The organism is Bradyrhizobium ferriligni, from assembly GCF_056837965.1.
In genome coordinates this window covers 133,503-158,167 of record NZ_JBXEJO010000001.1, presented here as the reverse complement: position 1 = coordinate 158,167, position 24,665 = coordinate 133,503, and the positions used below count along the sequence as shown (strand labels likewise).

21 protein-coding genes are annotated in these 24,665 nt (G+C 64.5%); 9 read left to right on the top strand and 12 right to left on the bottom strand.

Going from position 1 to position 24,665, the window contains the following annotated elements:
* The first annotated feature begins 212 nt into the window (after positions 1-212).
* Positions 213-1,676 (top strand): catalase, encoded by a 1,464-nt coding sequence (locus AC1VNY_RS00745; protein WP_482403724.1) that lies wholly within the window; start codon positions 213-215, stop codon positions 1,674-1,676.
* A 161-nt stretch (positions 1,677-1,837) separates the two neighbouring features.
* Here AC1VNY_RS00745 and AC1VNY_RS00740 read toward each other — a convergent pair whose 3' ends face one another.
* The 3 genes from AC1VNY_RS00740 to AC1VNY_RS00730 form a co-directional block, all read right to left on the bottom strand.
* Positions 1,838-4,177, bottom strand: a complete 2,340-nt coding sequence (locus AC1VNY_RS00740) for a Tex family protein (RefSeq protein ID WP_482403723.1) — start codon at positions 4,175-4,177, stop codon at positions 1,838-1,840.
* Positions 4,178-4,292: 115 nt separating this feature from the next.
* Entirely contained in the window at positions 4,293-5,147 is an 855-nt protein-coding gene (locus AC1VNY_RS00735; protein ID WP_482403769.1) for an amidohydrolase family protein, read from the bottom strand.
* A complete protein-coding gene (locus AC1VNY_RS00730; RefSeq protein ID WP_482403722.1) occupies positions 5,144-6,190 on the bottom strand; it encodes an aldo/keto reductase in 1,047 nt (348 codons plus the stop codon). The genes AC1VNY_RS00735 and AC1VNY_RS00730 overlap by 4 nt, the downstream gene beginning before the upstream one ends.
* 352 nt (positions 6,191-6,542) lie before the next feature.
* Here AC1VNY_RS00730 and AC1VNY_RS00725 point away from each other — a divergent pair, with 352 nt between their 5' ends.
* Positions 6,543-7,673, top strand: coding sequence for a hypothetical protein (locus AC1VNY_RS00725; protein WP_482403721.1), 1,131 nt, complete (start codon positions 6,543-6,545; stop codon positions 7,671-7,673).
* Positions 7,674-7,700: 27 nt separating this feature from the next.
* On the opposite strand, the gene AC1VNY_RS00720 is transcribed toward AC1VNY_RS00725, so the two are convergent.
* Positions 7,701-8,015 (bottom strand): monooxygenase, encoded by a 315-nt coding sequence (locus AC1VNY_RS00720; RefSeq protein ID WP_482403720.1) that lies wholly within the window; start codon positions 8,013-8,015, stop codon positions 7,701-7,703.
* An 80-nt stretch (positions 8,016-8,095) separates the two neighbouring features.
* Between AC1VNY_RS00720 and AC1VNY_RS00715 the strand changes: the two genes are divergently transcribed.
* Entirely contained in the window at positions 8,096-8,674 is a 579-nt protein-coding gene (locus AC1VNY_RS00715; protein WP_482403719.1) for a TetR/AcrR family transcriptional regulator, read from the top strand.
* A gap of 43 nt (positions 8,675-8,717) precedes the next feature.
* Positions 8,718-9,122: a GFA family protein gene (locus AC1VNY_RS00710; protein WP_482403718.1), complete on the top strand. Its 405-nt coding sequence runs from the start codon at positions 8,718-8,720 to the stop codon at positions 9,120-9,122.
* Between the two features lie 153 nt (positions 9,123-9,275).
* Here AC1VNY_RS00710 and AC1VNY_RS00705 read toward each other — a convergent pair whose 3' ends face one another.
* Together AC1VNY_RS00705 and AC1VNY_RS00700 are read right to left on the bottom strand one after the other, a co-directional pair.
* Positions 9,276-10,394, bottom strand: coding sequence for a branched-chain amino acid ABC transporter substrate-binding protein (locus tag AC1VNY_RS00705; protein WP_482403717.1), 1,119 nt, complete (start codon positions 10,392-10,394; stop codon positions 9,276-9,278).
* Between the two features lie 349 nt (positions 10,395-10,743).
* Entirely contained in the window at positions 10,744-11,820 is a 1,077-nt protein-coding gene (locus tag AC1VNY_RS00700; RefSeq protein ID WP_482403716.1) for an AraC family transcriptional regulator, read from the bottom strand.
* A gap of 214 nt (positions 11,821-12,034) precedes the next feature.
* On the opposite strand from AC1VNY_RS00700, the gene paaG reads away from it, so the two are divergent.
* Together paaG and paaZ are read left to right on the top strand one after the other, a co-directional pair.
* Positions 12,035-12,832 carry a 2-(1,2-epoxy-1,2-dihydrophenyl)acetyl-CoA isomerase PaaG gene (paaG, locus tag AC1VNY_RS00695; RefSeq protein WP_482403715.1) on the top strand — a complete coding sequence of 266 codons (798 nt, stop codon included), beginning with the start codon at positions 12,035-12,037 and terminating at the stop codon, positions 12,830-12,832.
* A gap of 118 nt (positions 12,833-12,950) precedes the next feature.
* On the top strand, positions 12,951-14,978 hold the full coding sequence (gene paaZ / locus AC1VNY_RS00690; RefSeq protein WP_482403714.1) for a phenylacetic acid degradation bifunctional protein PaaZ: 2,028 nt from the start codon (positions 12,951-12,953) through the stop codon (positions 14,976-14,978).
* A gap of 9 nt (positions 14,979-14,987) precedes the next feature.
* Here the strand turns inward: paaZ and AC1VNY_RS00685 are convergent, their stop codons facing one another.
* Complete coding sequence (locus AC1VNY_RS00685) at positions 14,988-15,647, bottom strand: TetR/AcrR family transcriptional regulator (RefSeq protein WP_304497027.1); 660 nt, start codon at positions 15,645-15,647, stop codon at positions 14,988-14,990.
* A 583-nt stretch (positions 15,648-16,230) separates the two neighbouring features.
* Between AC1VNY_RS00685 and AC1VNY_RS00680 the strand changes: the two genes are divergently transcribed.
* Positions 16,231-17,619, top strand: coding sequence for an FAD/NAD(P)-binding protein (locus tag AC1VNY_RS00680; RefSeq protein WP_482403713.1), 1,389 nt, complete (start codon positions 16,231-16,233; stop codon positions 17,617-17,619).
* A 96-nt stretch (positions 17,620-17,715) separates the two neighbouring features.
* Here AC1VNY_RS00680 and AC1VNY_RS00675 read toward each other — a convergent pair whose 3' ends face one another.
* The 3 genes from AC1VNY_RS00675 to AC1VNY_RS00665 all read right to left on the bottom strand — a co-directional run bounded on the left by AC1VNY_RS00675 (position 17,716) and on the right by AC1VNY_RS00665 (position 20,262).
* Entirely contained in the window at positions 17,716-18,516 is an 801-nt protein-coding gene (locus AC1VNY_RS00675) for a MetQ/NlpA family ABC transporter substrate-binding protein (RefSeq protein ID WP_482403712.1), read from the bottom strand.
* Positions 18,517-18,549: 33 nt separating this feature from the next.
* The gene (locus AC1VNY_RS00670) at positions 18,550-19,875 is read right to left on the bottom strand and encodes an O-acetylhomoserine aminocarboxypropyltransferase/cysteine synthase family protein (protein WP_482403711.1); all 1,326 of its coding nucleotides are present in this window, start codon (positions 19,873-19,875) and stop codon (positions 18,550-18,552) included.
* 129 nt (positions 19,876-20,004) lie between these two features.
* Positions 20,005-20,262, bottom strand: a complete 258-nt coding sequence (locus AC1VNY_RS00665) for a hypothetical protein (RefSeq protein ID WP_482403710.1) — start codon at positions 20,260-20,262, stop codon at positions 20,005-20,007.
* Positions 20,263-20,292: 30 nt separating this feature from the next.
* Here AC1VNY_RS00665 and AC1VNY_RS00660 point away from each other — a divergent pair, with 30 nt between their 5' ends.
* A complete protein-coding gene (locus tag AC1VNY_RS00660) occupies positions 20,293-21,693 on the top strand; it encodes an LLM class flavin-dependent oxidoreductase (protein ID WP_482403709.1) in 1,401 nt (466 codons plus the stop codon).
* Positions 21,694-21,734: 41 nt separating this feature from the next.
* Here AC1VNY_RS00660 and AC1VNY_RS00655 read toward each other — a convergent pair whose 3' ends face one another.
* Positions 21,735-22,511: a MetQ/NlpA family ABC transporter substrate-binding protein gene (locus AC1VNY_RS00655; protein WP_482403768.1), complete on the bottom strand. Its 777-nt coding sequence runs from the start codon at positions 22,509-22,511 to the stop codon at positions 21,735-21,737.
* 28 nt (positions 22,512-22,539) lie between these two features.
* The gene (locus tag AC1VNY_RS00650) at positions 22,540-23,322 is read right to left on the bottom strand and encodes a MetQ/NlpA family ABC transporter substrate-binding protein (RefSeq protein WP_482403708.1); all 783 of its coding nucleotides are present in this window, start codon (positions 23,320-23,322) and stop codon (positions 22,540-22,542) included.
* Between the two features lie 327 nt (positions 23,323-23,649).
* Between AC1VNY_RS00650 and AC1VNY_RS00645 the strand changes: the two genes are divergently transcribed.
* Complete coding sequence (locus AC1VNY_RS00645) at positions 23,650-24,657, top strand: aliphatic sulfonate ABC transporter substrate-binding protein (RefSeq protein ID WP_482403707.1); 1,008 nt, start codon at positions 23,650-23,652, stop codon at positions 24,655-24,657.
* Positions 24,658-24,665: the final 8 nt, after the last annotated feature.

Sequence of the window (24,665 nt, the reverse complement as noted above, 5' to 3'; positions counted from 1 at the left end):
CTCGTTGAATCGATCGGCCGCGGTTCTTAATCCTGCAGCTATCGGAGAACAACGACGGCGTCGAAGGATCGCAGACCCGCTTCACAATTTGTCGATCACCGGGCTCTCCCTTCCTCGCCGGCCGTCATCCATCCGCGATGCAATCGCCTTTCACCTGGCCTCCCCTCGGGCGCCGGGACGGCGAAGTGCTGACCTTCAGCAAGGAGCTTTCGATGAGCGAGGAGACCAAGAGACCGTTTCTGACCCACGCCTCCGGCGCCCCCGTTGCCGACAATGTGAACATCCTGACGGCGGGGCCGCGCGGACCCGCGCTGCTGCAGGACGTCTGGCTGATCGAGAAGCTGGCGCACTTTCACCGCGAGGTCATCCCGGAGCGGCGGATGCACGCCAAGGGCGCCGGCGCGCACGGCACCTTCACCGTCACCCACGACATCACGCGTTACACCAAGGCCAGCATCTTCTCTGAGATCGGCAAGCAGACGCCGATGTTCGCGCGGTTCTCGACGGTCGCCGGCGAGCGCGGCGCGGCGGACGCCGAGCGCGACATCCGCGGCTTCGCGCTGAAATTCTACACCGATGAAGGCAATTGGGACGTGGTCGGCAACAACACGCCGGTGTTCTTCTTCCGCGACCCCTTGCGCTTCATCGACCTCAACCACGCCATCAAGCGGCATCCGCGCACGGGGGTTCGCGACCCCGACATGAACTGGGATTTCTGGACGCTGCTGCCGGAAGCGCTGCACCAGGTCACCATCGTCATGAGCGAGCGCGGCATCCCGAAAAGCTTCCGGCACCAGCACGGCTTCGGCAGCCACACCTACAGCATGATCAATGCCGACAACGAGCGCGTCTGGGTGAAATTCCATTTCCGCACCCGGCAGGGCGTCCAGAACCTGACCGATGCCGAGGCTGAGACGCTGGTCGGCAAGGACCGCGAGAGCCACCAGCGCGACCTGTTCCAGAGCATCGAGCGCGGCGACTTCCCGCGCTGGACTCTGCTCATCCAGGTGATGACGGACGCGCAGGCCAAGGCATTCCCGTTCAATCCGTTCGATCTGACCAAGGTGTGGCCGAAGGCGGATTATCCGCTGATCGAGGTCGGGTATTTCGAGCTCAACCGCAATCCTGAGAACTTCTTCGCCGAGGTCGAGCAGGCGGCGTTCACGCCGGCGAATGTCGTACCCGGAATCGGCTATTCGCCGGACAAGATGCTGCAAGCCCGCCTGTTTTCCTATGGCGACGCCCAGCGCTACCGGCTCGGCGTCAACCACCACCAGATTCCGGTCAACGCGCCGAAATGCCCGTTCCACAGCTATCATCGTGACGGCGCGATGCGCACCGACGGCAATCTGGGCGCCACGCTGACCTACTGGCCGAACAGCCATGGCGAGTGGACCGACCAGCCGCAGCTGAACGAACCGCCACTCGAATTGTCAGGCGCGGCTGCGCATTGGGATCATCGCCTGGATGACGACCACTGGCAGCAGCCGGGCGACCTGTTCCGCAAGATGAATGCCGCGCAAAAACAGGCCCTGTTCGACAACACCGCCCGTCAGGTCGGCAATGCGTCGAAGCACATCCAGGAACGGCACGTCGCGAATTGCAGCAAGGCCGACCCGGCCTACGGCAAGGGCGTCGCGGATGCGCTGGCGAGGTTCGCCGCTGGTAAACTATAGCGAACGCGGCGACGAATTCGGTACCGGGTTCCGTCATCCTGAGGTGCGAGCGGAGCGAGCCTCGAAGGATGAACGGCCGCAGGCGGGCCCGTCGTGCTTCGAGACGGCCGCTACGCGGCCTCCTCAGCATGACGGGAACCGAATTGCGGCCGCTCCGCGGCTCAGGTCGGCTTGCCGCGTCCGCTCTTCTCGGCCGCGCGGCGCAGTGCGTCGGCGAGCGCGCTGCCGCCGGACTGCTCCTGCGGACTGCGCGGAGCCGACGACGTCATCTTGCCGCGCGAGAAATCGCGCGACGGCGCCGCATTGTCCTTCTTCGGCCCGATCTCGTCGTCAAGCCGCAGCGTCAGCGCGATGCGCTTGCGCGCGACCTCGACGTCCAGCACCTTGACCTTGACGATGTCGCCCGGCTTCACCACCTCGCGCGGGTCCTTGATGAAATTCCGCGACATTGCCGAGATGTGCACCAGCCCATCCTGATGCACGCCGATATCGACAAAGGCACCGAAGGCGGCGACGTTGGTCACGGTGCCCTCGAGGATCATGCCCTTCTTGAGGTCCTTGACCTCCTCGACGCCTTCCTTGAACACCGCCGCCTTGAACGCCGGACGCGGGTCGCGGCCGGGCTTTTCCAGCTCGCGCAGAATGTCGGTGACGGTCGGCAATCCGAACGTATCGTCGACGAAGGACTGCGGCTTGAGACCCCGCACCACGTCGGCATTGCCGATCAGCGCCTTGATGTCGCTCTTGGTCGCTTCGAGGATGCGGCGTACCACCGGATAGGCTTCCGGATGCACGCCGGACGAATCGAGCGGGTCCTCGCCATTGCTGATGCGCAGGAAGCCGGCGCACTGCTCGAACGCCTTCGGCCCGAGCCGCGGCACCTCCTTCAGCGCCTTGCGCGACTTGAACGGGCCGTTGGCATCGCGGTGCTGCACGATGCTCTGCGCCAGTCCCTGACCGATGCCCGACACTCGCGAGAGCAGCGGCACCGAGGCGGTATTGGCATCGACGCCGACCGCGTTCACGCAGTCTTCCACCACGGCATCGAGCGAGCGGGCGAGCTTGGACTCGCCGAGATCGTGCTGGTACTGGCCGACGCCGATCGCCTTCGGATCGATCTTGACCAGCTCAGCCAGGGGATCCTGCAGGCGCCGGGCGATCGAGACCGCGCCGCGAATGGTGACGTCGAGGTCGGGCAGTTCGTTCGAGGCGAAGGCTGAGGCCGAGTAGACCGATGCGCCGGCTTCAGAGACCACGATCTTGGTCATCTTGCGCTCGGGCAACCGCTTCACGAGCTCGGCGGCGAGCTTGTCGGTCTCGCGCGAGGCGGTGCCGTTGCCGATCGCGATCAGCTCGACGCCATGCTCGATCGCGAGCTTGCCGAGAATGGCGAGCGCCTCATCCCAGCGGCGCTGCGGCTCGTGCGGGAAGATCGCCGTGTGCGCCACCACCTTGCCGGTCGCATCGATCACCGCGACCTTGACGCCGGTGCGATAGCCGGGATCGAGCCCCATGGTGGCGCGCGCGCCGGCCGGCGCCGCGAGCAAGAGGTCGCGCAAATTCGAGGCGAACACGCGCACCGCCTCGGTCTCAGCCGCGGTCCACAGCCGCAGCCGCAAATCGATATTGAGATGGATCTGGATCTTGGTGCGCCAGGCCCAGCGCACCGTCTCCGTCAGCCACTTGTCGCCCTTGCGGCCCTGGTTGGAGATCGCAAAGCGGTTCATGATCTTGAGCTCGTAGAGGCCGGGCTGGCCTACGACCGGCTCCTGCGCCTCCGGCTTGATGGCGAGGTCGAGGATCTCTTCCTTCTCGCCGCGGAACAGTGCCAGGATGCGGTGCGACGGCAGCTTCGGCAGCGGCTCGGAGAAATCGAAATAGTCCTTGAACTTCTCGCCTTCGGTCTTCTTGCCGGTGCGGACGGTCGAGGCCATGATGCCGTTCGACCACATCTCCTCGCGCAGCGCACCGATCAGGTCGGCATCCTCGGCGAAGCGCTCGACCAGGATCGCGCGTGCGCCGTCGAGCGCCGCGGCGACGTCGGCGACCTGCTTCTCGGCATTGACGAAGGGCGTCGCGGCCTCGTTCGGATCGCTCTCGGGCTGCGTCAGAAGCTGATCGGCGAGCGGCTCGAGGCCGGCCTCCTTGGCGACCTCGGCCTTGGTGCGACGCTTCGGCTTGTACGGCAGATAGATGTCCTCGAGCCGGCCCTTGCTGTCGGCGGCCATGATCTGGGCCTCGAGCGCGGCGTCGAGCTTGCCCTGCTCGCGGATCGAATTGAGCACCGCGGTGCGGCGCTCCTCGAGCTCACGCAAATACGTCAGCCGTTCTTCCAGCGTGCGCAGCTGGGCGTCATCAAGCGCGCCGGTGAGCTCCTTGCGGTATCGCGCGATGAACGGCACCGTGGCGCCGCCGTCGAGCAGCGTCACCGCCGCCTCGACCTGTTCGTCGCGAACCCCAAGCTCCTGCGCAATCTGATGATGAATCTTTGCCACGCTCATCTCTCTAAAATTCCGTTGCGCCGCCGGATCACCGACGGCGCGGACGCCGCTTATGGACCATCCCGGAATGATTCATCAAGGCGCGCTGTGGATCAAATTGGGCGCACGCCGCAATCTATTTCCGGGATGTTGGCCGTCCGCGGCTTGACAAATAAACCCGCGCCGCATTGCCGCCGAAAATCGCAGCTCTTGCTTCACTTGACAAATCGGCAAGCAGGCTCTCCGCGGCTGCGAACCAGTGCGCATAGCCGCCGGCGAGGTTGACGACGGGCCAGTCGCTGCCCCACAGCATCCGCTGCGGCCCGAAACATGCCAGTGCATGATCCACGGCCTCGCTGAGATCGGCAACCTGCCAGTTCGGCGTCGCCTCGGTCGCAAGGCCCGAGAGTTTGCAGACGACGTTGGATCGTGTGGCGAGGCTTGCGATGTCGTCCTTCCAGGCCGCGATGTCGCCGGTCGCAAGGTGCGGCTTGCCGAAATGGTCGAGCACGAATTGCAGGTCCGGATGGCGATCGACCACCTGGATGAGCCGCGGCAGATGGCGCGGCAGCACCAGCGCGTCGAAGACGAGGTCATGCCGCGCCATGGCCTCGAGCGGCGCCGCCAGTTCGGGGCGCAGCAGCCAGTCGTCGTCGGCGATGTCCTGCACCATCGGCCGCAGCCCGACCAGGAGCTCGCGCCCGGCAATCGCATCGACCCGCGCCGCGGCATCGGCGGCGTCGAAGTCGATCCAGCCGACCACGCCTCGCACCTGCTCGGCCCCTTTGGCGATATCGAGCAGGAATGCGGTCTCCGCTTCGGTCGATGCGGCCTGCACCAGGATGGTGCCTTCGATCCCGACCGCGGCGAGATGCGGCGCCAGATCGGCCAGGCCGAAGTCGCGGTAGATCGGCCCGCGTTCGGGCGTCAGCCAGCCGTAATCGGCGCGGGCCAGGGTCCAGACATGGTGATGGGCGTCGATCCGCATCAGGCCGGCACCGGCGCATGCTGGTCGAGCAGCCCCTCATTCTTCAGGTCGCGCCACAGCGCGGCAGGCACGGGCGACGACAACGCGGCGACGTTGCGCTCGACCTCCTGCGGCGTCTGCGCGCCGAGCACGAGGCTTGCCACGGCCGGATGGCCGAGCGCGAAATGCAGCGCGGCGGTCGGCAGCGCCACGTTGTGGGCGCGGCAGACCCGATCGATCGCCGCCACTTTCCGCATTACGTCCGGCGGCGCTTCCTTGTAATTGTACTTGGCGCCGGCAACCGCGCCGGTCGCCAGGATGCCGGAGTTGAAGGCGCCACCGAGCATCATGCCGATGCCCTGGGCTTGTGCCAGCGGCAGGAATTCGGCAAGCGCGGGTTGCTCGAGCAGCGAGTAGCGGCCGGCAAGCAGCATGGTGTCGAACGTTCCGGCCTTGGCGAAGCGCACGCACATCTCGGCCTCGTTGACGCCGATCCCGATGCCCCTGACCACGCGTTCGGAACGCAACTTGTCGAGCGCAACATAGGCGCCCTCCATCGCCTCGCGAAACCGCGCCTCGATCGCGTCAGCGCCGTGGGTCCAGACGTCGACGTCGTGGATCAGGAGCAGGTCGATGCGATCCGTGCCGAGCCGCAGCAGCGACTGCTCCACCGAGCGCATGGTGCCGTCATAGGAATAGTCGAACACCGCGCGATGCGGCGCGCCGCCGGCGAAACTGGAGCCGTCGCCACGGCCGTGGAACGGGTCCATCCAGCGCCCGACCTTGGTACAGACCACGACGCCGTCGCGCGCTACGCGGCGCAGCGCGGTGCCGCTGCGGTGTTCGGCGAGGCCATGGCCGTAGAGCGGCGAGGAATCCAGCAGGTTGATGCCCAGCGCAAACGCCCGCTCCACTGCTGCGATCGCAGCAGCGTCGTCGAGCCGTGCGAACAGGTCGCCGAGGGGCGCCGTGCCGAAGCCGAGAATGGAGACATCGAGCCCGGTGCAGCCGAGCCTGCGGCGTGGCAGTGCCGGGGAGCCTCGATCGGAGGGTTGTTGTTGGGTCATTATCGCCTCCCGCCTACGTTTCTTGTTAGCCCTTCATCAGACTAGCGTCGTTGACCGGGATCGTGAAGAGACCTTGGGCGGCCGATGCCGCAGTGAGGTCTCTCATCGCGTGCGCACCACATCGCTAAAACGCAATGCACAGCTTCACGTTGCCTAGGGGCGGGAAATACGCTATGGGAGCGCTCCGCAACTTCAACGCAGGAGGCGACGATGTTCAGGTCTGTGCGCTTCCCGGGTTCGCCGCGCGATACTTGACGCGCGTCCCGGGATCGGATCCCGGGTGAAATCGCAACACCCACACGCAATCGAATCTGCTGCGGGCCTCCGGCTCCGCGCTTGCGGAACTTTTGTCATGACCTCGACGCTTCTGGTGGCCTCTCGTCGGGAGGCCACACGCTCCGTGCTGCTCGAACGTCAGCTGCGGAGGTATCATCCGCATGTTCAGGGAAAGGTCCGCGCGCTGGCCATGCGGCACACGCGTCTTGCGGACCTTGCCGCGAGCTTTCCTGCGCTGCTGTTCGCGCTGGCGGTCCCGCGAGCCGGGATCGCTTCGGCGCGCGCATGCGCATGCGTCATCGACGGCCGCTCGCTCGCGGACGCCGCCTCCGCGGGGGGCATTCCGCTGTGGTTGCGAAGATTGCCGCCGGAAGCGTTCACCGCTCCGATCATGGAACTGCTCGATGACGAGCTGTTTCGCCGGCAGATCGCGAACCACCTGCCGCCGTCATCGAAGCTCGCACCGATCTGGCTGAAATCCGTCACGGCGGTTGCCGAGCTCGCACATGGACCGGCGGCGGTCTGGATCGCGCGCGAGCTGGTCCGGGCGCCGCCGCGCACCGATCCTGCGCGATTGCGGCTCATCGGCCTGTGGGCGTGGTTCTCCGCGCAGCCGGCGACGCTGGGACATACGCTGATCGACCGGAGGTGGACGCCGAGCATACAGATCGGCTCGGCGCTCGCGGCCGCCGATGCGTGGAGCACGATGATCGCGCTGCATGTCAGCCTCGGCTCGGAGAAGATCGCGGATATGTGGCTGCGGCCGGGCCGCGTTGACGGTTACGACTTCATCTCGCTGAACTCGACCACGGATATCTCGGAGGAGGCGGAAGCGATGCAGAATTGCCTGCGCACCTACGGTCCCAACCTCGCCCACAATCGCTCGCGGCTGTGGAGCGTCAGGCGGAGCGGGCAACGCGTTGCCACCCTGAGAGTTGCGGCGCGTTTCGAGGGTCCGTTGCCAGGCATCGCTGAGCTCACCGGTATCCGGAACGCCGGGATGCCGCGCGAGGTCTGGTGGGCAGCGCGCCAATGGTTGCATAGCCACGACCTGTTGCGGATGGAGATCGAGCAACGCAGATGGGGCACCGCGCCTCTCGACGGCCCGACCTGGCGCGCGATCTGGCGTCCGTACTGGCTCGCCAGGCGGCAGATTCCGGAATGGCTGCCGCTCGCTCCCTCTCGCAAGGCGCTCAATGCGCTGTGATGCGCATCGGCCACCGCTGCATCGTTGCTAATCGTCGGCGACAATCTGCTGGGCAAGGTTGTCGACCACCACAGGACTCTCGAAATAGGTCACCGTCGGATCGGCGCCATATTTCTCCCGGGCGCGGGCGCGCCACGCATCGGTGTACAGCGCTTCCGCCTCCTCCCTCGAGTTCCAGAAATAGATGCCGCCGGCCGTCAGCCCGTCCTCGGACAGCACATAGGTCTTTCGGAACAGCCCCTGAATGCCGCGATAGATCGGCGCGGTGCTCAGGAAGATGCTGCGGGCCTCCTCGCGCGTGATCGGCTTCGGCAGCTTGAACGTCGTGACAGCGGTAATCATCCGGATCTCCTCATGTTCATTCTTGACATCATTGTCAATATTGACGATTGTGTCAAGAATGACCCGATGGAGCAGATCGAATGGTGGGCGTGCGTCAGTTCGACGAAGACGAGATGATCGCAAGCGCGCTCGACGTGTTCTGGCGCAAGGGCCTGCACGATGCGACCATGCAGGACCTCGCGGCCGCGACCGGCGTCCAGCGCGGCAGCCTCTACAACGCCTATGGCGACAAGGAAGCGATCTTCCTGCGCGCCTTCGATCAGTACGCCGCGCAATTCCTGGACGCGGCCGGCAGCGCACTGGTGCAGGGCGATACCTCGGCGAGGCTGAGGGGCTTCTTTGACATGATCATCGTCAACATGACGGACGGCACGCCGCAGCGGGGCTGCCTGACGACGCGCACCGCGCTCGACGCGTCCATATCGAGCACGGACGTGCGCCAGCGCGTGCTGGACGTGCTTACCCGGCTAGAGCAGCTGGTCGGCAAGGCCATCAGCGCGGCGCCGAACAGGCGCAGCACGGCCGATGCAAACCGGCTGGCGCGCGTCATTGTGACGTTCACGCGCGGACTCGCCGTGATGGAGCGCGCCGGATACAGCCGCAAGCAGTTGAGGGAATCCGCCACCACATTCATCGATGCCGTGATTGGCGACGCCTGAGGCGGGGTCCTTGTCCCGGCGTCATCGTAAGGGAGAAACCAGCATGCAGGAACGGAACGGCGGCTGCCTGTGCGGCGCGGTGCGCTACACGCTCAAGAGCGAACCGCGGAGCATCGCGATATGTCACTGCACACATTGCCAGCGGCAAAGCGGCAGCCTGTTTTCGTTCAACCTTGTGATCCGCGAAGCCGACTACCAGCAGTCGAGCGAGACGGTGGTGTTCGTCGACAAGGGCGACAGCGGCCATCCGGTCCATCGTCATTTCTGCGGGCGCTGCGGGTCCCCTCTGCTTGCTAAGACCGCATTGATGCCCGGCAAGGTCGTGGTGAAAGCCGGCACGCTCGACAGCATGGAGGGATTGCAGCCGCAAGCCGAGATCTATACCGATCGCGCTGTCGCATGGCTCCCGCCGATTCCCGGCGCTGCGCGCTTTGCCCGGAACGTATGACCGGATGCGCCGGTCACGCGCGCAGCGGGAAACAATTCAGCCTGGCTAGGGTTGCCTCCGTTCCGATTGCATCGGAACGGAGGCTCTCGATTTGTTTTGACGCGTTTTCTTCACGCGAACCGATATCCGCTTCGCGCGAAAACGGTCTGGCGATCATTGACCGGCCGGCAGTTCGGCGTAGTTGCCGTCCTTGTCGCGGCGATACACGACGTAGTCGATCAGGGTGATGTCACCCTTCGGCGTGTAGCTGATCTTGCCGAGCACGGTATCCCAGCTTCCGGCCTTGATGGCCGCCGCGACCTTCTTGGCGTCCGTGGTCTGGGCACGGGCTGCGGCCTGGCTCCAGATCTGGAACGCGGCGTAGCTGTAGAGCGTGTAGCCGTCGGGATCGATGCCCTTGTCCTTGAACTTCTTCAAGGTCGCGGCCGCGGTCACCTTCTTGCGCGGGTCGGGCGAGAAGGTGAACAGCGAGCCTTCGGCAAGCGGACCTGCGATCGCGGCGAACTGCTTGTCGACCAGGGCGTCGCCGCCCATCAGCACCGCATTGACGCCCTGCTCGCGCATCTGGCGCAGGATCAACGCTGCCTCGGCATAATAGCCGCCGACATAGACGAAATCGATCGACTCCTTCTTGAAGCGCGATACCAGGGCGGCAAAATCCTTGTCGCCCTTGGTATAGGCCTCATAAAGCTTCTCCTTCACGCCCGCGGCGTTGATGGCGTTCTTCGTTTCGTCGGCAAGGCCTTTGCCGTAGGTCGTCTTGTCGTGGATGATCGCGACGTTCTTGGTCTTGTAGTTCTTGATAATGTAGGCGGCCGCAACCGTGCCCTGCTGGTCATCCCGGCCGCAGACACGGAACGTGTTCCACAACCCGCGCTCGGTGAATTGCGGATTGGTCGAGCCCGGCGTGATCTGCAGCACATTGCCCTCGGCATAGGCGTCCGACGCAGGGATCGAGGTCGATGAGCAGAAATGCCCAACGACGAACGGAATCCTCGCGCCTGCCATCTTCTCGGCAACCGACACCGCCTGCTTCGGATCGCAGGCATCGTCGCCGACCTCCAGCTTCAGCTTCTTGCCAAGCACGCCACCCGCCGCATTGATGTCGGCGATCGCGAGATCAGCACCATTCTTGAACTGCTGGCCGAAGCTCGCCTCGGAGCCGGTCATCGGCCCGACCACGGCAACACTGATATCCTGTGCCATGGCGGCGCCGGACAAGGCCAGGCTCGCGCCGAGCGCAAGAAAATATCCTCGAAATGCAAACTTCATCACATTCTCCTCGATGGTCTCAAGTCGCCTCAATGCATCGCAGTCGACGAATCCGCCGATTGCAACGATCACCGGGGGCTGCCTTTTAAGCGCGGGACGATTGGCAGGCTCGGACTGGGGCGACGGGGGATTGGACATATGCGACATCGGGCAACAATGTGAAACACGTTGTCGTGCATTGTCGTCTGAAATCGCCCGCAGCGGACGTGATTGGCGGCGATCTTGTGTGCGCGACAGCACACAGGCTGGCGCAGAGCGCTGCTTGCGACGCGTCGCCGGGTGATGTGCCGGGTTGCGGCGAACCGCAGGCAACGACCTGCCGCCCTGCCAGGGAGATTGCGATATTCGGTCAGGAGCGCCGCGGCACGGCGCGGATATCCGACGGCGTCACGCCGTAATGCCGGCGGAAGGTGCGGTTGAAGTAGGACAGATCGCCGAAACCGACTTCGAATGCGATCGTACCGATGGTGCTGCCGCTGTGGCGCGGATCGGTCAGCAAATGATGCGCACGCGCCAGGCGCTGGCCGAGCACGAATTCCGAGAACGTCGAACCGACGCTTTCGAACAGCCGCTGGATATGGCGCGGCGTGAGCCTCAACCGGGCGGCCACCGCAGGCAAGGTGAGATCGCCATAGCTGAGATTATCGTTGATGTCGGCCTTGACCGCGGCGAGCCGCGCGGCCGCCAGCCCGCCGTCTTCCGCGGCAGCCGCAGCATCGCGGTTCGCGCCGATGATCAGCGCCCCGAGATCGACCAGATGCCGGACGACGGCGCCGCGCAGCTCGGCCGTCGCGAGCCGGTAGCTGTCGTCAAGCTCCCTGACGTAGAGCGCCAGCAGGCGCATCGCCTCGGTGTTCGCGGGCAACGGCCGGACCAGCATGTCCTCGGGATCGCGGACCAGCGATGCCAGCGCCTTGCGCGGCAGCCTGAGACCGACGAAACGGCTCGGCGAGACCGGGACCGCCATGTTGCCGGCCTCCGCGCTCGACTGCAGCACGGCCTGCCCCGGGCCGAGCTCGATGTCGCGGCCGCGCTGCGACGCGCGGGTGTTGCCGCTCGTGATGATCGTCAGCACGAGGTCGTCATTGCCATCGAGCAGCTCGCGCGACCGTGCGATCTTGAGGTTGCTGCACGCCCACGATCCGATCCCAAGCCCGGGCAGCTCGCGCACATTGGCTTCGGCATGGAACACGCCGGCGCTCAGCGGCTCCGGATCGAGCTTCACGATCATCCGCCCGATCTGCTCGCGAAAGATCGGCAACCGGTCGCGCTCGCCGAAATCCGCGGTCGAGAACCGAAACCCGGTGATATCCGGCGACTGCATCGTCATCGGCTGATCCTCATGGCGGCGGGAGGTCGCCGCCGATATGCGGCCGATTTGTGGCAGCATGACACCGATCGAGTGCACGGGACCGTGCTTACGCATCGGCACTTTTGCTGCAGACAGGCGATGCGCGCCGGATCATCCTGACGTTCTTGTCGGGTCTGAAATCGCAACCGAAATCGTGCTCGCTCGATGTTGCCCGACGTCGTCATCCATGCCGTTACGCGGATTATAATTGACTGACCGGACGGTCAATAGTAATCCAAGGCCACATCACGCAACCTTCGGCCGCCAGAAGCCGCAACGGGAGGTCATCATGGTCACCGATTTGGTGTTGACCGATATCCGCGCCGGATATCGCGTCCTGACGCTCAACAGGCCCGATCGCCTGAATTCCTTCAGCGCCGATCTGCACGCCGCACTGATGGCCGCGCTGATCGCGGCGGAACAGGACAAGTCCTGCCGCGCGCTGATCCTGACCGGAGCCGGACGCGGATTCTGCGCCGGGCAGGATCTTTCCGATGGCGTGTTCACACCCGGCGAAACGCCGGACCTCTCCGCGCCGATCGAAAAATTCTACAATCCGCTGGTGCGCAAGCTGCGCGGCATTCCGATGCCGGTCGTGTGCGCCGTCAACGGGGTCGCCGCGGGCGCCGGCGCAAACCTGGCCCTTGCTTGCGATATCGTGATCGCCGCGCGGTCGGCCAAGTTCATCCAGGCCTTCGCCAGGCTTGGCCTCGTCCCTGACACCGGCGGCACCTGGCTGCTGCCGCGGCTCGTCGGCGGCGCGCGAGCGCGCGCACTGGCCATGCTCGCCGAGCCGATCTCCGCCGAGCGGGCGGAGACATGGGGCATGATCTGGAAGGTGGTCGAGGATTCCGACCTGATGGCCGAGGCCCACGCCCTCGCCGCCTCGCTCGCGACACAGCCGACCGATGGTCTTGCGCTGATCAAACAGGCGCTCGACGCCTCCGAGACCAACACGCTCGACGCGCAGCTCGATCTCGAGCGCGAGCTGCAGGGCCGTGCCGGCCGGTCGGCGGACTATGCCGAAGGCGTTACCGCCTTTCTCGAAAAGCGCGCCCCGCGCTTTGTCGGACGAGCCAAGGATTGAAACGTTTCCGATTGAACATTCCGCCGCCAAGGCGAGACGCATCATTGATCCCAAGTCAGAAGGTCCAATTGCGATGACACAGCCTCAATCCAGCGGTCCACGGACGGCGGACAACGTCATGAAGCTCGACAGCTTCGTGCGCGGAAAATGGTCCGGCCCGGGCGAACCGGCAGCCGAGATTCACAGTGCCGTCACCGGCGATGTGGTGGCGGTCACGACCGGAAGAGATCTCGACATGCGCGAGATCCTCGCCTATGGCCGCGCGGTCGGCGGCAAGCATCTTGGAAAACTGACGTTCCACCAGCGCGCAGGCTTGCTGAAGGCGCTCGCCGACTATTTGACCCAGCACAAGGACCGGCTCTACAAACTATCGTTCCATGCGGGCGCAACCCGCACCGACGCTGTCATCGACGTCGACGGCGGCATCGGCACGTTGTTCGCCTATGCCGGCAAGGGACGCCGCGAGCTTCCAAACAGCAAATTCCTGCTCGACGGCAATGTCGAAGGGCTCTCCAAGGGTGGCGCATTCGCCGGTCAGCATATTATGACGCCGCTGCACGGCATCGCCGTGCACATCAACGCGTTCAACTTCCCGTGCTGGGGCATGCTGGAGAAGCTGGCGCCGGCGCTGCTGGCCGGCGTGCCCGTCGTGACCAAGCCCGCGACGGTCACCTCCTATGTCGCTTACGAGCTGGTCCGGATCATCACCGAATCCGGCGTGCTGCCCGAAGGCGCTCTGCAATTCATCGTCGGATCGACCGGCGACCTGTTCGACCATCTGACCTGCCAGGACGTGGTGTCCTTCACAGGCTCGGCCGACACGTCGCAAAAACTACAGCGGCATCCGGTCATCGCGCGCGAGGCGGTCAGGTTCATCGCCGAACGGGATTCGCTGAACGCCGCAATCCTCGCTCCGGACGCCGTACCGGGCAGCCCGGAGTTCGACCTCTTCGTCAAGGAAGTGGCCAAGGAGATGACGGTCAAGGCGGGGCAGAAATGCACCGCGATCCGCCGCGCGCTGGTGCCGTCGGCGCAGCTCGACGCCGTGATCACGGCGCTGCGCGACCGTCTGGCCAAGGTCACGATCGGCAATCCCGAAAACGACAAGGTGAGGATGGGGCCGCTGGTCGGGCTCGGCCAGCGTAGCGATGTGTTTGCCCATGTCACGAAGCTTCGCGCCGAAGCCGAACTGGTGGCCGGCGATCCCGGCAACTTCCCGCTGCTCGATGCCGACGCGAAGCGCGGCGCCTTCGTTCCGCCGCTGCTGCTGCATTGTGCGAAGCCGCTCGCCGCAACCGCAGTCCACGAGATCGAGGCGTTCGGCCCTGTCAGCACCGTGATGGGATACGACGATCTGGATCAGGCCATCGCGCTGACCAATCGCGGCGGCGGCAGCCTCGTCGCATCCATCTACACGCACGACATCCCGGCTGCGACCGAACTTGCCTTCGGCATCGGCAGTTTTCACGGCCGCGTCGCACTCATCGATCGTGACTGCGCGAGCGAACACACCGGACATGGCTCGCCGATGCCGCAGATGGTTCACGGCGGCCCCGGCCGGGCCGGCGGCGGCGAGGAACTGGGCGGCGTCCGCAGCCTCCAGCACTACATGCAGCGCACCGCCTTGCAGGGCTCGCCGGCGATGCTGAGCGGCGTCACCGGCCGCTGGTTCAAGGGCAGCCCGACGCTCGAAGGCGACCTCCATCCGTTCCGCTATCACTATGACGATCTCGAGATCGGCCGCACGCTGGTCTCGAAGTCGCGGCAGATCACGCTCGACGACATCGAGCACTTCGCGCATTTCACGGGCGACACCTTCTACGCCCATATGGACGAGGAAGCGACCAAGGGGCATCCGTTCTTCCCGGGCCGCGTCGCGCATGGCTACCTGCTGCTGTCGTTTGCCGCCGGCCTGTTCGTCGATCCCGACTACGGGCCGGTGCTGGCGAACTACGGCCTCGACTCGCTGCGCTTCGTCAAACCCGTCCAGCCCGGCGAACAGATCCAGGTGCGGCTGACCGCGAAGGAGAAGATGCCGCGCAACAAGCAATATGGCGAGGTACGCTGGGACGTCGAGATCACGACCGGTACCGGCGAAACCGCGGCGACCTATGAGCTACTGACCATGAATGCGATGCGGGCTTAACGGCCCGCGTCAGAGCAACTCGGCCTGCCGGCTGCGGCCGGCCGATTTGGCCCTGCCGCGCGGCCGAGTGACGGTGGCCGCGGCATCGTCGGCGCCGGCCAGCACGAGCTGCGCGACGAAACCGGCATATTCGGCGCGGGTCATCGGCCCGCCCTCGCGGAACCACATGTAATGCCAGTTCAGCATGCCGAAGACGCTCATCGTCAGCGGCTTGAGTGCGCGCTTCTGCTTCGCCGCCGGTACTGCGGCGGCGAGTGCATCCGACATGATCCCGACCAGGATCCGCTCGCTTGCGAGCAGCGGCTGCTGCTTGTCCTTCGGCAACAGCTTGAGGCTTGAGATCTGGACCTGATGCTCAGCGTCGGCATGCCGGTAGAGCTCGAGCAGGGTCGCAACGATCGTCCTGAAGCGTGCGACCGGATCGCCGGCCTGTGCGCTCGCCTTGCGGACCGCCGCCACCAGCTTCGCGAGATGCGACGACAGGATATCGAACAGGATCGCTTCCTTGTCGGGATAATAGTGATAGAGCAGTGCCTTCGAGACACCGCAGGCGTCGGCGATGGTGTTCATCGACGTGCCGACATATCCCGATGCGGCAAACAGCTCGGCCGAGCGATGCAGCATCGAGAGGCGCTTGTCGTCATAGTCCTTGGCGCGCGATCGGGCCATGTCTTGTCCGTTCCACCAGGCGGCCGTTCGGCCATCGTCCAGGGATGTCAGCCAATAGTCGCAAGGTTCCGGGACCGCAGCCCCGCCTCCGAACCGCTATTTATTGACCATCCGGTCGGACAATTCCATAAGCCCGGCGATCGGGCAACATTGCCCGGAATGAATTTTCCTGGCGCCACGTCGCGAGAGTATCTCTCTGCTGCAAAACGCCTCGCCATGCGCGTCTGATTGCAAACTTCGCGGCGCCGCCGAGTTTCGCGCGCGTCCCGAACAGGGCCATGTTATCGTTCGTCGAACGGCTCGGAATGCGAAGGAGGCTCTGGGTGCGGACATCCTCTTGGCTCCACGTCCTTCGTCGCGCGGCCCGCCGGCTGAAGAGATGGCAGCGTCGGTTGGCGCGCGCCGCCAACCCCGACGGCAAGGACATGCACGAACTCTTTCTGTTTGGTCCTCACGGCTGATTGCTGGTTGCCCTCGACGCATGCCCAATCGAGACCGCGGCAGATGTGATCCATCGCCACGCTGACGTCAGTCTGCCCACGCCGCGCATGTCGTGCGGCCGGATCACGCACAGAGCGATAGCATGACAGCTCCTCGAGCGCGTCACGTCATCATCGTCGGCGGGGGCGCGAGCGGCGTCCTGCTGGCGCACCAGCTACTGCGTCAACCGACGGACCATGTCCGCGTCAGCCTGATCGAGCAGCGTCCCGACATCGGGCGCGGCATCGCCTATCACACCGGCAATCCAGATCATCTGCTCAATGTACGGGTCGCGAATATGAGCGCGCTGCCCGACCAGCCGGATCATTTCTGGCGCTGGCTGATCTCGCGCGGGGCGGACGCGCCGCTCTGCCCTGATCCCTATTGCTTCGTGCCGCGGCGCATCTTTGGCGACTACATTGCCAGTCTGCTCGAGCAACAGGCGTCCGATCAGGCCGACATCCAACGCCTGTCGATCGTGCACGGCAGGTGCATCGCCATCCGCGAACGGCGAGGCGACGTCACCGCCAGCCTCGACGACGGCCGGCAGCTGATCGGCGACACCGTCGTTCTCGCAACCGGGCACGATCCACGCGCGAACAGTCCGGGACATGCCGATCCCTGGGCAGCACCGTCTCCCGCTGCGATCGCCGACGACGCGACCGTCCTGATCCTCGGCACGGGGCTGACGATGGTCGATTACGTGCTGTCGTTGCTGCGCGACGGATATCGCGGGCCGATCGTTGCGATGTCGCGCCGGGGCCTTCTCGCCAAACCGCACCGCCGGGTCGACGCCATGCGCATCGAGGAGGCGGAGGTCCCCTTCGGCGTCGGAATCGGCAGCCTGCTTCGCTGGCTTCGCGGCCGCATCGACCGGCACACCGCAGCGGGCGGCGACTGGCGCAGCGTGATCGACGGGCTTCGCCCCCACACCCAGCGGCTGTGGCGCGAGCTCCCACTTTCGTCCAAGCGCCGGTTCCTCGAACACGCACGCGCCTGGTGGGACGTGCATCGGCATCGCATGGCGCCGGAAGTAGAGGTCCGGATCACCGAAGCGATCTACGGAGGCCAGCTCACCCCGATGGCCGCGAAGCTGATCTCGGCCGAGCCCGACCGGACAGGCGCGACCGTGAGTTACCGGCGACGCGGCGAGACCAAGCTCCATCGCATGCATGTCGGCGCCATCATCGACTGCACCGGCATCGTCAAGGATCCGCGCGCAACCGCCAATCCCGCGGTGCGCAGCCTGCTCGAGCTTGGCCTGGCGCGCGTCGATCCGCTCCGCATCGGCATAGAAACCGATCGCAATTGCGCAATCATCGGTCGCGACGGCGTGCCGTCACGCCGCTTGTATGCCGTCGGCCCGCTCACGCGCGCCGCGTTTTGGGAAATCAGCGCAATTCCCGACATCCGCAACCAATGCGCCGAGCTTGCCGCTCTGCTGGTTCGCGCCGACGAGGCGCGGCGACTCGCATCCCCCGCGCGCGTCTAGGGCTTCGGCTCTGATTGAATCAGAACCGAAACTCCAGCCTTTTGTTCTGACGCGCTCTCTTCACGCGAACCGGCGTCCACTTCGCTCGAAAACGCTCTAGCTGCTGCCGAAGCCGGCCGGAATGAACGCCGGCAGCTTCTCCTCGATGAAGTGCCTGACCTCCGGCGAGTTGAAGACCTGGATGAAGGCCTTCAGGCGCGGATCGTCCTTCTTGTCCGGCCGCGCGGTAAAGCGCAGCACGAGACCATCATCGACCGTGCGGTCGATCACCAGCGCCGATTTCGGATCACCGCCGGCCGGTATCAGATAGGTGATATTGACGAGCGCAAGCGTGACGTCGTCGAGCGAGCGGTAGGTCTGCGCCGGATCGAGCTCGACGATCTTCAGGTTCTTGGGATTCTCGATGATATCAAACCGGCTCACCGAAAAACCCTTGCCCGGCGCCAGCTTGATCAGGCCGGCGCGTTCGAGCAGGATCAAGCCACGCGCGCCGTTGAGCGGCTCGTTCGGGATCGCAACGCTGTCGCCGGACTTGATCTCGTCGAGCGACTTGATCTTCTTCGAGAACAGCCCGACGGGCGCGATCACGCCGACCTTGTCGACCTGGATCAGGTTGAAACCGCGCTGCTTGTTCTGGATCGCAAGATAGGTGGCGTGCTGGAACAGGTTGGCGTCGACATCGCCGCTGTTCACCACCTCGTTCAACGCGACCCAGTCCGACAACTCGACGATCTTGACGTCCTGCCCCTTGTCCTTGGCGAGCTTGGCGGCAAAGCCAGCCAGCTGACCGACCGGGCCGGCGCTGGTCGCGATCTTGAGAGGTTCGTCCGCAACGGCGGCGGCAGTCATGGCAAGCAGCACGCCAGCTGCCTGCGCCAGGCGCAATAATGTCTTCATGGTCTCGGTTTCAACTCCGTCTTCAGGGATCGATCAGGCCGCCTTGCGGCCGCTGCTTCCCGCCTCAGCCTCGGCCAATGCCTGGGTGAGGTCGGCAAGGATGTCGTCGGGATGCTCGATGCCGACCGAAAGCCTGATGTAGCCGGGGGTCACGCCTGCCGCGAGCTGCTCCGCGGCGCTCAGCTGCTGATGAGTGGTCGACGCCGGGTGGATCGCCAGCGAGCGCGCATCGCCGATATTGGCGACGTGATAAAACAGTTTCAGCGCATCGATGAAACGACGGCCGGCCTCGACGCCCCCTTTCAGCTCGAAGCCGACCAGCCCGCCATAGCCGCCCTTCAGATAGAGATCGGCGCGGCGCCGGTCCTCCCCGCTCTGCAGTCCGGGAAAGATCACATGCGAAACGGCGGGATGCCGTGCCAGGAAGTTCGCGACCTTGATCGCGTTCTCGTTGTGCTGACGCAACCGCAGCGGCAGGGTCTCGAGTCCCTGGATGAACTGAAATGCGTTCTGGGGAGCGACCGCGGCACCGAGATCGCGCAGCAGCTTCACGCGTGCGCGCAGGATGTAGGCGATCGGCCCGAGCGGCTTGGCTGCCTCGGTCCAGATCGCGCCGTGATAGGCATCGTCCGGCTGCGTCAGCAGCGGGAAGCGCTCGGCGTGCGCCGCCCAGTCGAAATTGCCGCCATCGATGATCGCACCGCCAATCGACGTGCCGTGGCCGCCGATATACTTTGTCGCGGAATAGACGACAATCGCCGCGCCGTGCTCGAACGGGCGCGCAATGAGCGGGACGGCGGTGTTGTCGAGAACGAGCGGCACGCCGAGCGAACGGCCGATGTCCGCGACTTCCCTGATCGGGAACACGTTGAGCTTCGGGTTCGGCAGCGTCTCGGCGAAGTAGGCCCGGGTCTTTGCATCGGTCGCCCGGCGGAAGTTTTCCGGATCGGCCGGATCGACGAAGCGAACCTCGATGCCGAACTGCTTCAGCGTCTGCGACAGCAGCGTCCAGGTGCCGCCGTACAGATCCGTCGATGAGACGATATTGTCGCCGGCTTGCGCGATGTTGAAGATCGCGTAGGCCGTCGCCGATTGGCCCGACGCCACGGCCAGCGCGCCAACGCCGCCTTCCAGCGCGGCCAGGCGCTCCTCGAATGCGTCAGCCGTCGGGTTCTTGATCCTGGTGTAGATCTGTCCGATCGCTTCCAGGGCGAACAGCCGCGATGCGTGATCGGTATCCTCGAATTGAAAGGACGTCGTTTGGTAGATCGGAACGGCGACGGCGCCGGTCGCCGGGTCGGACCGGTACGATCCGCCATGCAAGGCGAGCGTCTCGGCATTCTTGGTTTCGATCGGCATCTCGAAAATCTCCTGAAATCCGTGGACCCAGCATCAAAAGGCAAAGAATGATGCGCAGCAGCGTCCGCGACTGTCGAGACATCGGAGAAAATAGCGATGAGCGTGCTGGCGGCGCGTCTGATGGCGTCGCTAATTTTTCAGCCGTTGCGCCGATCGCGTAACATTTGTTTCACTGCGCCGCTGGTTTGAACGGCTCAGCGGAGCTGATAGGCCATCTGCTGATCGCGCCTGCAAATCGGTACGCAATGTCGCGCATGCCGTCATTTCGAATAGCACGACGAAGTCGAACAAACGAATCTCTGCTGCGCCAGATCGAAGACGAAGCACGATTTTGATCCTGTCTTTCCAAATAGAAAATAAAGCCGCGCAGCTGACGTGATAAATCACCTCTCAGTCCTCAATTGGCGGAATCGCGCGATGACCAGACCGAAGGAACTTCGCTTCAACGCGTTCAACATGATGGCGCCGAGCCACAACTGGGCCGGCCTCTGGTCGCATCCGCGCGACACCTCACTCAACTACAACTCGCTCGACTATTGGGTGGACTACGCCAGAACGGCCGAACGCGGCCTGCTCGACGGCATCTTCCTGGCCGACGTCTTTGGCATCTATGACGTCTACGACGGCAGTCCCGAGACCGCGCTACGCCACGCCGTTCAGTTGCCGAACGCCGAGCCGACCCTGGTCGTCTCCGCCATGGCTTACGCAACGACGCATCTCGGCTTCGGCGTCACGTCCAACCTCACCTACGAACATCCCTACCAGTTCGCCCGCCGCTTCTCGACGCTCGATCATCTCACTCGCGGCCGGATCGGCTGGAACATCGTCACCGGCTATCTCGATAGCGGCGCCCGCGGAATGGGTCTTGAGGCCAACCGCGCGCATGATGAACGCTACGAGGCGGCCGAAGAATTCCTCACGGCGGCCTACAAGCTGTGGGAAGGCAGCTGGGAGGACGGCGCGGTCCGCCGTGACCGGACAGCGCGCGTATTCACTGATCCGGCAAGGATCCACAATGTGCGGCACCAGGGACTTCATTACCGGGTCGACGGCATCCACCTCGCCGAACCCTCGCCACAGCGCACACCGTTGCTGTATCAGGCGGGAACCTCGAAGCGCGGCCGCGCCTTCGCGGCGAGGCACGCGGAGGCGATCTTCCTCAACGGCCAGACCAAGCCCATTCTGGCCCGCGCCGTACGCGAGATCAGGGAGGCGGCCAAGGCGTTCGGACGCGATCCCTATGATATCCGCCTGTTCGCCGGCGCGACCGTGATCGTTGCCCCGACACGCGCGGAGGCCAACGATCTGCTCGAGGAGTACGCAGGGTATGTCGATCAAGCCGGCCAGCTGGCCCTGCTCTCGGGCTGGACCGGCATCGATTTCTCGAACTATCGTCCCGATCAGGCGGTACAATATGTCGAGAGCAACGCGATCCAGTCGATGGTCGAGAATTTCACGTTGCGGAGCGATCGGCCGGTCAAGGTCGGCGATCTCGCGACGCTGAGCCGGGTCGGCGCACGCTCGCCATTCGTGGTCGGCTCACCCCAGGACGTGGCGGACGAGCTGATCGCCTGGGTCGACGAAACCGACGTCGACGGCTTCAACCTGTTCCGCCTCGTCGCGCCGGAATCGCTGACGTCATTCGTCGACCTCGTCGTGCCGGAATTGCAGTCACGCGGAGTCTACAAGACAGGCTATCGCGAAGGCACGCTCCGCGAGAAGCTGTTCCCCGGACGCGGTCCCTATCTTGACGCTACGCATCCCGGCGCCGGCTTCCGCCGCGCCTCGCCGACAGCGCGCACCGAGGCCGCTGAATAGATCAGCCTGGAAACCTCCCGGCGATGGGCGATCAACGCCCCTCACCAGGTTGCGATGTAGGTGCCCTTGAAGCGCTTCTCGAGGAATGCCTTGACCTCCTCGGAATGGTAGGCATCGATCAGCTGCTTGACCCAGGGCTTGGCCTTGTCCGCCTCGCGCACGGCAACGATGTTGACCCACGGGCCATCGACCGCCTCGCGGGCAATTGCATCGGTGGCGGGATTGAGCCCGGCCTGAACCGCATAATTGTTGTTGATCGAGACCAGATCGACATCTTGCAGGGAACGCGACAACTGCGCGGCATCAAGCTCGACGAAGCGCAGATGCTTCGGATTATCAGTGATGTCGGCAATGGTCGACGCAACGTCGTTGGGATCCTTGAGCTTGATCACGCCGTGCAGCGCAAGGATCATCAGGCCGCGCGCGCCATTGGAAGGATCGTTGGCGATCGCCACCCGCCCGCCATCCGGAAGATCGGCCAGCTTCCTGTATTTCAACGAGTAGACACCCTGCGGCGACGCAATCGTGTTGGCGACCTTGACGATCTTCCAGCCGGTCTTCGATATCTGGTTCTTCAAATAAGGCTCGTGCTGGAACGAATTGGCCTCGAGATCCCCGAGCGCGAGCGCCTGGTTCGGGATCACGTAGTCGGTGAATTCGACCACCTTGATGTCGAACCCATGGCCCGCAGCCACCTTCTTGACGACTTCGAGAATCTCGGCGTGTGGTCCGGCCGTGACGCCGACCCGGACCGTCTCGGCCCTCGCGGTGCCGACCAAGAGCGTTACCGCGGCAACCGCCGTCATCAGAATACGCATCATCTTCCCTCAGCAATTGGATCGACAACTACCAGCCGGGCAACACCGCGCCCTTGAACTTGGTCTGGACGAATTCCTTGATCTCCGGCGCGTGGTAGCTATCGACCAGGATCTTGACCCACGGCTTGTCCTTGTCGGCGGAGCGAACCGCGATCAGATTGACGTATGGCCCTTTCGGATCCTCGCGCAGGATCGGATCCTTGACCGGATCGAGACCGGCCTGCGTCGCATAGTTGGTGTTGATGACCGCCGCATCGACATCGTCGAGCGCCCGGGGCGCCTGGGCTGCGTCGACTTCGACGAATTTCAGCTTCCTGGGATTTTCGGTGATGTCGATAACAGTCGGCTTGAAGCCGACATCGCTCTTCAGCTTGATCGCGCCCTTGTCGCGCAGCAGAAGCAGCGCCCGGCCGCCGTTGGTCGGATCATTGGGAATTGAGACCTTGGCTCCGTCAGGAACGTCGGCCCAGCTCTTGTGCTTGCGCGAATAGACGCCGATCGGAAAATTGACCGTCAGTCCCACCTGCTCGATCTTGTAGCCGCGATCGGCTTTCTGGTTGTCCAGATAAGGCTGGTTCTGAAACGAGTTAGCCTGGATGTCGCCGGCGTCGAGCGCGGCGTTCGGAACGACATAGTCGGAGAACTCGATGAGCTGAAGCTCGAGCCCGCTCTTCGCCGCGATCGGTTTCACGGCCTCGAGGATTTGTGCATGCGGCCCGGGCGTCACGCCGATCTTGATCGTTTCTGCCGCGGCGGCGGTCGACCAGATCGCAACAACGCCTGCAAGAGCGAAAATGGATCGAAGCAACATATTGGTCTCCATGGAACTGAACTCGCTATCAAGCTCATCGCCCGCGCCGGGGACGAAATCAATGAAATGAGAATCCAAATTTTTTCCCATGACGAGTCGCCGCTGCTGTGGCCGCGATGAAAAGAGAATGGAGCCGGCCGGGCATATTGGCGCAGCGAGCGACTTATCTGCTGATGCCGGCTGCAACGCGCAGGCCAAAAATACTTTTCTCGCGGACTTCGCTTGCAGAGAAAATTGCACTCGTTCGGCCGAATTCTCCGCGATTGCCTCCGGCGCACCGATTGCACACAAATGGCAACAGATCGAACCGGCTAAGGACGACGTGCCATGCCCATCTTTGCCCGCCCCATCCCGCCAGCGCAGGCTGCATCATCGGCGACTGCGATGTCGCGCCGTCTTGCTGTCGCCGCCATCGGGCTGCTTGCGATGACCTCGCTGGTTCGGCCTGCGGCGGTCGAGGAAATCCGGATCGGCTACCAGAAATCGTCGACGCTGACCGCGATCCTGAAGACCAACGGCGCGTTGGAGAAGGCGTTGGCGCCGCTCGGCATCACCGTGTCATGGCACGAGTTCACCAGCGGCTTGCCGCTGCTCGAAGCCATCAATGCCGGCAGCATCGATTTCGGAGCCGACGTCGCCGACACCGTGCCGATCTTCGCCCAGGCCGCTGGCGCCAAGCTCGCTTACGTCGCCGAGGAAGCCTCTTCTCCATCGGCGCAGGCGATCCTGGTGCCGAAGGAATCCGCGATCAAGTCGCCGGCCGATCTCAAGGGCAAGAAGGTCGCGGTCACCAAGGGCGCGGGCAGCCACTTCCTGCTGCTTGCGGTACTTGCCAAGGCCGGACTGTCCTTCAAGGACATCACGCCGGCCTATCTGACGCCGGCCGATGGCCGCGCGGCGTTCGTCAGCGGCAATGTCGATGCCTGGGTCGCTTGGGATCCGTTCCTCAGCAGCGCGCAACGGCAGTCCGGCGCGCGCATCCTGACCGACGGCAGCGGCGGCCTCGCAAGCTACAAGCGCTACTATCTCGCCTCGGCCGCGTTCGCCGAAAAGCGGGCCGATGCACTGAATATCATCCTTGCCAAGCTGGTCGAAACCGGCACCTGGGTCAAAGCCAATCCGAACGAGGCCGCGGCGCTGCTCGCCGGCCTGTGGGGCATCGACGCCGCCACGGTGGAGGAGGCCAACAGCCATCGCTCCTACAAGGTCGGCGTGGTCACCGCGGCCGGCCTTTCCGAGCAGCAGAAGATCGCCGATATCTTCACGGCCGAAGGTCTGCTGCCACGCAAGGTCGATACCGGCGACGTCAAGATCTTGGCGCCGAAGGGATCGTGACGCCGCCG